This window comes from Gluconacetobacter tumulicola, assembly GCF_014174215.1.
GTDB classification, from domain to species: Bacteria; Pseudomonadota; Alphaproteobacteria; order Acetobacterales; family Acetobacteraceae; genus Gluconacetobacter; species Gluconacetobacter tumulicola.
The window spans coordinates 1-905 of sequence record NZ_JABEQL010000077.1; the positions used below are offsets into that span (position 1 = coordinate 1).

1 protein-coding gene is annotated in these 905 nt (G+C 67.4%); it reads left to right on the top strand.

Features of this window, described 5'->3' with window-relative positions:
- Positions 1-905: TolC family protein (locus HLH29_RS19320; RefSeq protein ID WP_182968988.1), on the top strand; the 905-nt coding region annotated here is incomplete at both ends.

Here is a 905-nt window from a genome sequence, read left to right on the forward strand (position 1 = left end):
GGCAACCCGGCCAACCGCCCCGGCGCGTCCTATCTCTCCTACGGGGTGAGTGCGAGCTGGCAGATCGACGTGTTCGGCCGTATCCGCCGCAGCGTGGAAGCGCAGGAACGCGCGGTCGAGGAGACGGTCGAGGACCGCCGCGCGGTGCTGATGACGATGCTCTCGGCGCTGGTCAGCGACTATATGGTGCTGCGTGATACGCAGTTGCGGCTGGAGATCTCGAACCGCAATATCAGCGTGGCGCAGGAAGCCTACGACCTGACGCAGCGCCTGTATCTGGAGGGCGTGGGCAACACCTTGCAGATCGCGCAGGCGAAGGCGGAGCTGGACAGCCAGCTTGCGGCGCGCGAGCCGCTGCGCACGCATATCGCCCAGATCACGCATGCGCTCGACGTGCTGATGGGCCAGATGCCGGGCACGACGGAGGCGGAGCTGAAGATCGCCCGCCCGCTGCCCAAGGTTCCCGACTTCCCGGCGACCATGCCCTCGATCGTGCTGGCCAACCGTCCGGACATCCGCCGGGCGGAACGCGCCTATGCCGAGGCGACGGCGCGGATCGGCGTTGCGGTGGCGCAGATGTATCCGAATTTCAGCATTCCGCTGAATTTCAACCCCAATGCGTCGGCGATGTACCAGCTTTTCCAGGCCGGGGCGCTGAGCTGGCAGTTCTTCATGCTGGCCTCGCTGCCGCTGGCCCATGGCGGCAAGCTGACGGCGCAGGTGCGCGGGATGCAGGCGGCGGCGGAAGCCAGCCGGCTGAGTTATCGCCAGACGGTGCTGACGGCCTTCCGCGAGGTCGAGGACGCGATGGCGGCCTGGCATGACGATGTGGAACATACCGAATTGCTGCACCGCGCGGCCGAGGACAGCCGGCTGGCCAGCGACCGCGCGCGCAAGCTCTACAG